Origin of the sequence: Falsiroseomonas oryzae, from assembly GCF_027856955.1 — a bacterium.
In the GTDB taxonomy this organism is placed as follows: Bacteria; Pseudomonadota; Alphaproteobacteria; order Acetobacterales; family Acetobacteraceae; genus Falsiroseomonas; species Falsiroseomonas oryzae.
Genome location: NZ_JAPSMD010000296.1, coordinates 1 through 6,821 on the forward strand (window position 1 = coordinate 1; position 6,821 = coordinate 6,821).

9 protein-coding genes and 1 pseudogene are annotated in these 6,821 nt (G+C 73.0%); 1 reads left to right on the forward strand and 9 read right to left on the reverse strand.

The genetic code is table 11. The annotated features are described in order from the left end of the window. The 9 genes from OZN99_RS22145 to OZN99_RS22185 all read right to left on the reverse strand — a co-directional run. Nucleotides 1-270, reverse strand: a 270-nt coding sequence (locus tag OZN99_RS22145) for a hypothetical protein (RefSeq protein ID WP_270937427.1), incomplete at its 3' end; no start/stop codon positions are given. Nucleotides 271-360: 90 nt separating this feature from the next. After that, nucleotides 361-1,341, reverse strand: coding sequence for a Bug family tripartite tricarboxylate transporter substrate binding protein (locus OZN99_RS22150; protein ID WP_270937428.1), 981 nt, complete (start codon nt 1,339-1,341; stop codon nt 361-363). A gap of 126 nt (nt 1,342-1,467) precedes the next feature. Further along, nucleotides 1,468-2,283: an ABC transporter permease gene (locus tag OZN99_RS22155; protein ID WP_333779764.1), complete on the reverse strand. Its 816-nt coding sequence runs from the start codon at nt 2,281-2,283 to the stop codon at nt 1,468-1,470. Beyond that, complete coding sequence (locus OZN99_RS22160) at nt 2,283-3,212, reverse strand: ABC transporter permease (RefSeq protein ID WP_270937435.1); 930 nt, start codon at nt 3,210-3,212, stop codon at nt 2,283-2,285. Before OZN99_RS22160 ends, OZN99_RS22155 begins: the two co-directional genes overlap by 1 nt. A gap of 5 nt (nt 3,213-3,217) precedes the next feature. Beyond that, a complete protein-coding gene (locus OZN99_RS22165; RefSeq protein ID WP_270937430.1) occupies nt 3,218-3,631 on the reverse strand; it encodes a VOC family protein in 414 nt (137 codons plus the stop codon). Continuing rightward, nucleotides 3,613-5,277, reverse strand: coding sequence for a peptide ABC transporter substrate-binding protein (locus OZN99_RS22170; protein ID WP_270937431.1), 1,665 nt, complete (start codon nt 5,275-5,277; stop codon nt 3,613-3,615). Before OZN99_RS22170 ends, OZN99_RS22165 begins: the two co-directional genes overlap by 19 nt. After that, nucleotides 5,256-5,543, reverse strand: a complete 288-nt coding sequence (locus OZN99_RS22175) for a type II toxin-antitoxin system RelE/ParE family toxin (RefSeq protein ID WP_270937432.1) — start codon at nt 5,541-5,543, stop codon at nt 5,256-5,258. The genes OZN99_RS22170 and OZN99_RS22175 overlap by 22 nt, the downstream gene beginning before the upstream one ends. Further along, the gene (locus tag OZN99_RS22180) at nt 5,540-5,800 is read right to left on the reverse strand and encodes a hypothetical protein (protein ID WP_270937433.1); all 261 of its coding nucleotides are present in this window, start codon (nt 5,798-5,800) and stop codon (nt 5,540-5,542) included. Before OZN99_RS22180 ends, OZN99_RS22175 begins: the two co-directional genes overlap by 4 nt. 11 nt (nt 5,801-5,811) lie before the next feature. After that, nucleotides 5,812-6,534: an orotate phosphoribosyltransferase gene (locus OZN99_RS22185; RefSeq protein ID WP_270937434.1), complete on the reverse strand. Its 723-nt coding sequence runs from the start codon at nt 6,532-6,534 to the stop codon at nt 5,812-5,814. A gap of 68 nt (nt 6,535-6,602) precedes the next feature. Here OZN99_RS22185 and OZN99_RS22190 point away from each other — a divergent pair. Further along, a pseudogene (locus tag OZN99_RS22190) lies at nt 6,603-6,821 on the forward strand (hypothetical protein); the annotation flags it as partial.

Sequence of the window (6,821 nt, forward strand, 5' to 3'; positions counted from 1 at the left end):
GCCGGCAGCCGCGCCGTCGGCAATCGCGGCGCCCACCGCGCGGCCGGCGCGCAGCTGCGCCTCGCCGGGCGGGGCGGCCGCGAAGCTGCGCTCCAGCATGGCGCGGATCGAGCTGTCCAGGTGCACCTGGTCGGGCGAGACGGCGAAGTCGGCTACGACCACGTGGCGGGGCCGTGCGAGCCCCGCGGGCGTGCCGAGCCGCGTCTCCGCCACCTGCGCGCCGGCACAGCCGGCAAGCGGCAGCAGCAGCAGGACACTGCGTCGGATCATCCCCCGGCCCCCTCGTATCGTTGTGGCCGGGAAACGTAGCGATGTGGCCGTTCCGCCGCCAGCACGGAGTGGGCGGCCTCCCGGCGCGCGTCAGTTCTGGAGGGTGATGCCCTTCACGCGGATCACCTCGCTCCAGCGCGCCAGGTCGCTCTCCATCACCTGGCGCAGCGCGTTGCCGTCGCCGGCCACCGGCGTCGCGCCTTGCTGCACGAAACGGTCGCGCACCTCCGGCACGGCGAGCACCTTGTCCAGCTCCTCCCGGATGCGCGCCACCAGGGCGGGGTCCATGCCCCGCGGGCCGAGCATCCCGTACCAGAAGGAGTAGGTGAAATCGAAGCCCTGCTCCTTCGCCGTCGGCACGTCCGGCAGCAGCGGGATGCGCCCGCCGGTGGTGCCGATCGCGATGGCGCGCGCACGGCCCTCGCGCACCGCGCCCATCACCGTGGCGGGTGCCGCGATCAGCAGCCCGACGCGGCCGGCCAGCAGGTCGGCGAAGGCCGGGCCCATGCCGCGATAGGGCACGTGCGTCAGCCGTATGCCCGCGATGTCCTGCAGGTATTCGGTGTAGAGATGCGGCGAGGAGCCCGCGCCCATCGAGCCGTAGAAGTTCTGGTCCGCCGGCCTGCCGCGCGCCGCCTCCACATAGTCGCGCAGCGTGCGCACCGGCGAATCACCGGGCACCACGAACACGGTGGGATAGTCCACCAGCAGCGAGATCGGCGTGAAGTCCGTCCGCACGTCGAAGCCGAGGTTCGGATACAGCGGCGGCGCGGTGGCGAGCGAGTTGTCGGTCAGCAGCAGGGTCGTGCCGTCGTTGGCGGAGCGCACCACGTTGGTCCAGCCCACCACGCCGCCGCCGCCCGAGCGGTTGTCCACGATGAAGTTGCCGCCGGTCTGCTGCGCCAGCTGCTGGGCGTAGATCCGTGCGACGAAATCGGTGGTGCCGCCGGGCGGGTAGGTGATGAGGATGCGCACCTGGCGGGGGCCGGGCCAGGGCTGCGCCTGGGCGCGCGCGGCGGCGGGCAGGGCCAGGGCGCCGGCCGTGGCGGCCAGCAGCGTGCGTCGGTTCATGGCGTCTCTCCCTGTCGCCGGTTCCGCCGGCTTCGGTCCGGTCGCCGGCGGCGTCTCGCCGGCCGGCTCGGCCGGTTGCGGCCTGGGTGGGCGGCGGATGGCGCAGAGCCAGCACATCCCGTTCCTCTACCGCCGCAGCCCGTCCGCGACCAGGGTGCAGCCCGCGACGGCCATCAGGATGGCCAGCCCCGGCCACACCGCGGCCCAGGGCGCGCTGAACACGAGGTCCTGCGCATTCGCCAGCATGTTGCCCCAGCTCGCCGCGGGCGGCGCGATGCCGAGGCCGAGGAAGGACAGCGCGCTCTCCGCCAGGATCGCGCCGGCGACGGCCAGCGCAGTGGCGACCGCGATCGGGCCGGCGATGTTCGGCACGACGTGGCGCAGCAGCACCCGCGCCTCGCTGGCGCCGAGCGCGCGCGCAGCGCGCACGTAGTCGCGCGCCAAGACGGAGAGCGCCGCGGCGCGCGCCAACCGCGCCACGCCGACCCAGCCGAACACCGTCAGGATCGCGACGATGCGCAGGATGTCGGACAGCGGCTCCCCGCGCGGCAGCCCGATGCGGCCCGTATCGGCGGCGGCCAGCACCACAAGCACGGGCAGCGCGGGCAGGGCGAGCATGCCGTCCGCCAGCCGCATCAGCGCCGCGTCCAGAACGCCGCCGCGCCACGCCGCCAGCAGCCCGATCACGGTCCCGAGAAGGGCCGCCGCGAGCGCGGTCGCGACACCGACGGCGAGTGACACCCGCGCCCCGTGCAGCAGACGCAGCAGCAGGTCGCGGCCGAGGTCGTCGGTGCCGAGCAGGTGCTCCGCCGAGGCCGGCGCGTGGCGCTTGAACAGGTCCGGCGTGAAGGGATCGTGCCCGAGCCAGCCCTCCGCCAGCGGCGCGAGCAGCGCCGCCAGCGCCAGAAGGCCGAGCAGCGTCAGGCCGAGGGCCAGTCGCATCACGCGTCCCGCAGGCGTGGATCGAGGGCGCGCTGCGCCAGGTCGGCGGCGAGCGTCGCCAGCATCGTGACCAGCGCCACCAGCAGCAGCGCGACCAGCGCCAGGTTCGTGTCGTTGCCCATCACCGCGTCGTAGATCAGCTTGCCCATGCCGGGTCGCGCGAACAGCGTCTCGGTGATCAGCGCGCCGCCCACCAGCGCCCCGGCATCGAGTGCCGCGACCTGCAGCACCGGCACCGCGGCGTTGGGGAAGGCGTGGCGCAGCAGCACGCGCGCCTCTCCATTGCCGCGGGCGCGCGCCGCGGTGATCCAGGGCTCGCGCAGCGTGAAGCCGACCGCGGCGGCCGAATGACGCGCATAGGCCGCGAGGTTGGCCACGGCCAGGGTCGCGACGGGCAGCACCAGGAAGCGCAGCGCGTCCAGGCCGCCCGCGTCGCTGGTGCCGCCGGCCGGCAGCCAGCCGAGCGTGACGGCGAACAGGATGATCAGCAGGATGCCGAGCCAGAAGGTCGGCGCCGACTGGCCGAGGATGGCGATGGTGTCCACCGCTGGCGCCAGCCGCGGCCGCGCCGCCGCCAGCAGGCCGAGCCCGATGCCGAGCGTCGCCGCCACCGCCAGCGCCGCGCCGAGCAGCACGAGGGTGGAGGCGAGCGCCGGCCAGATCACCTGCGCGACCGGCTGCGCGAACAGCCGCGAATGGCCGAACTGCCCGTGCAGCAGCCCGCCCGCCCAGGCCGCGTAGCGGGACAGCAGCGGCTGGTCGAGCCCGTGCAGCGCGCGCAGCCGCGCGGCGTCCTCCGCCGTCAGGCGCGGGTCGCCGGCGATGGCCAGGTCGATCGGATCGCCGGGCATCAGGCCGATCAGCAGGAACATGGCGAAGGACAGCGCCGCCATGGTGACGGCGATCTGCAGCAGCCGGGCCGTCAGCATGCGGATCACGCGGCGGGTTCTGGTCGGTGGCAGACCGCTTCCACGCGATTGCCGTCGGGGTCGCGCAGGAAGGCGGCGTAGTAGGCTCGGTGGTATTGCGGGCGCAGGCCCGGCGCGCCGTCGTCGGTGCCGCCATGCGCCAGCCCTGCCGCGTGGAAGGCGCGCACCGCGGCGCGGTCGGGCGCGCGGAAGCACCAGTGGCAGGCCGGGTCGGCGGGCGCGCTGCCCTGCCGGATGGTCAGGTAGCTGCGCGTGTCGTCCTCCGGCCCGCTGCGCAGCCCGAAGCCGATCGCGCGCTCCTCCCGCCAGACGCAAGGCACGCCGAGCGCGGCCATGACGGCGTCGTAGAACCGCGCGGCGCGCGGCATGTCGGCGACGGCGATCGAGACGTGGTCGAGCATCAGCGCGTGACCCGCCACTCCTCCACCCACAGCGAGGAGGGCGCCAGGTGCCCCGTGGGCCGCACATTCTCCAGCCAGGCCGGCCAGACATGCGCGTCGGAGCGGAACCACAGCGGGATCGCCGGCAGCTCCTCCGCATAGATCGCCTGCAGCCGCTGCCACAGCGCGCGGCGCCGCTCGCGGTCCAGCTCGATCGGGATGGCCTCGAGCAGCGAATCCACCTCCGCATTGCGGAAGCCGGTGTAGTTCTGGCCGGAGAAGTTTCGCTCGGCGCGCGGGATCTCGTCGGAATGGAGCGTGCTGCGCGGCACGGATTCCGGCGCGCTGATCCAGGCGAACATCACCGCGCCGGTGAAGCGGCGACGGTTCAACGTCTCCCCGAACAGCACGCGCGGCGGCTCGTTCCTGATGCGCGCCTCAATGCCGGCCTGGCGCCACATGCCCTGGATGACCTGCTGCACCGCCTCGCGCGAGCGGTTGCCGGCGGTGGTCATCAGCTCGATGGTCAGGCGCTCGCCGGCGGCGTTGCGGCGGATGCCATCCGGCCCGGGGCGCCAGCCGGCTTCCTCCAGCAGGGTGCGCGCGCGCGGAAGGTCGAAGGGCCATTGCCGCACGTCGTTGTCGTGCACCCAGTCCAGCGGGTTGACGTTGGTATGCGCCAGCACCTGCCGACCTTCGAACAGCCGCTGCACGATCTGCGGCCGGTCGATCGCCAGGATCAGCGCCTGCCGCACGCGCCGGTCGGCCAGCAGCGGCGTGTCGTGGTTGACGTCGAGATGCTCGTAGATCAGGCCGGGCTTGTAGCCGATGCGGAAGCGGCTGCCGGTGCGCCGTTCCAGCGCCGCCGCCTGGTCCAGCGGCAGGCCGAGCTCGCCGGCGATCATGTCGAGCTGCCCGGCCAGCAGCTGCGCCTCCAGCGCCGCCGTGTTCTCCACGGTGCGGATGGCGATGCGGCGGAAGGCGGGCGCGGTGCCGTTCCAGGCACTGTTGCGCTCCAGCGTGATGCCGGCGCCGGGCTGCACCTGCGTCACGCGATAGGGGCCGTTCCACAGGCCGGGATTCGTCGGTTCCGTCTCATAGGCGGAGCGCGTGCGATAGCTGCGCGGCTCCTGCTCCCACCGCCGGCGCTCGATATGCGCGGGCAGCGGCTGCCAGTCGCCGGTGGAGGCGTATTCGAAGGTGACGCGGTCGAAGCGCAGCGTGATGGTGCGCGGGTCCACCACGATCGCCTCGTAGGCGGAGCGGTAGAACTCGCTGCCGCCGAAGCCGGTGCTGAAGTCGCGCCCCGCCTGCCACGCGAAGAGCAGGTCCTCCGCCGAGACGGGCGTGCCGTCCCCCCAGCGCCAGCCCTCGCGCAGGCGCCAGGTGACGCGGATGCCCGGCCGTCCGTCCGGTGTCGTCTCCCGCACCGCCATGCCGTTGTCGAGCGAGGGGAGGGTGTCGCAGCCCAGGCAGGCCAGGGCCCAGTCCTGGTCGTAGCTGGTCAGCGGACGGCGCGTGAAGCCCAGCACGTACGACTTCGCCGCCATGGAATCGATGTTGGGGTGCAGCGTCGAGGGGTACTGCGTGATGCCGATGGTCAGCTGCTCGCGCAGGGGCTGCTGCGCGAGAGCGGGCGCGGCGGTGAGCAGAAGGGCGAGGGTCAGTCCCGTGCGGGCGGCCATTGGCGGGCTCCGTGCCAGACGGACAGGATGCGGATGACGTCACCCGCCACGACATAATGAAGCCGATACGGCGTGCGCGGGACCGTGCAGACGCGGCTGGCGGTGAACGGATCCTGTCGGCCGGCCTCCGGAAAGCGAGCGAGCCGCTCGGCCGCCGCACGGATCGCGTGGACGACGGCGAGCGCCGCCGTCGGATTGTCGTTCTCGATGTAGAGGCGCGCCTCCGCGAGCTGTTGTCGAGCCTCGGCGGACCAGCGCAGCTTCATGCCTTGGCGCGATGCCGGGCTTCGACCTCGCGCGCCCAGGTCTCCAACTCGTCCACCACCTCCTCATGCGCGAAGGTGCGGCCGGCCTCGAAGTCCTCCCTGCCGCGCGCCACCGAGCGGGCCAGCGCGCTGCGGTCCGCCAGCATGGCCTCGGCCGCCTCGGCCAGAAGCTTCTCCGGGGACGACTGCAACTCGCCTGCCGTGCGGGCCAGCGCCTCCGCTACATCGTCCGGCAACTCCACGCTGAACCGCACCATGCCCGCCTCCTCTACTCCGCCGCGTCCTTCGGCTTCGCCTCCGCCAGGGATCCGATGCCGCCATGCGCCTTGGACCAGCCGACCGGGTCCTCCAGGAACTTGCGCACGGCCTTCAGCGCGTCCTCGCTGAAATAGGGGCGCTCCCGGCACACCTCCAGCACGTCCCACCAGGTGCAGAGATGGTGCAGGTTCAGCCCCATCGCCTTCATCTGCTCGAAGCTGCCCGGGAAGACGCCGTAGTAGAACACGACGAAGGTGTGGTCGCAGATCGCGCCGGCCTCGCGCAGCGCGTTGGCGAAGCGGATCTTGCTCGCGCCGTCCGTCGTCAGGTCCTCGACCAGCAGGGTCTGCTTGCCGACCGGCACCTCGCCCTCGATCTGGGCGTTGCGGCCGAAGCCCTTCGGCTTCTTCCGCACATAGGCCATGGGCGCCAGCATGCGGTCGGCGATCCAGGCGCCGAAGGGGATGCCCGCGGTCTCGCCACCCACCACCGCCTCGATGGTCTCGTAGCCGACATGGCGGTGGATCTTCTCGACCCCCAGGTCGCAGATGCGGTTGCGCGCGCGGGGGAAGGAGATGATCTTGCGGCAGTCGATGTAGACGGGGCTCTTCCAGCCCGAGGTGAAGGTGTAGGGCTCCTCCGGCCGGAAGTTCACCGCCTTGATCTCCAGCAGGATTCGCGCGGTGGTCAGCGCGGCGTCGCGGTCCCAGTCGGAGGCATGGTTGGCGGCCATCGGGCGGTGTCCTGTCGGTGAAGGATCCTCGTGACCTGCGTTCGTAATCCCCTGTCCCGCGCGCGTCCATGACACCCGTCCGATCGTCGGAGGGCGGTGGCGCGGGGCCGGGAGCCGCGCCCGTCTGGGTGCTGGCCGATCCGCGCGCCGGCACCGCCGCCCAGGCGCTCGGCATCGCGGAGCGGTTGGGCGAGCCCTTCCGCAGCGTCGATCTGTGCTGGGGCCCGCTGGCGCGGCTGCCGCTGCCGCTGCCGAGCCTCGCCGGGCTGACCCCGGCCGCCCGGGCC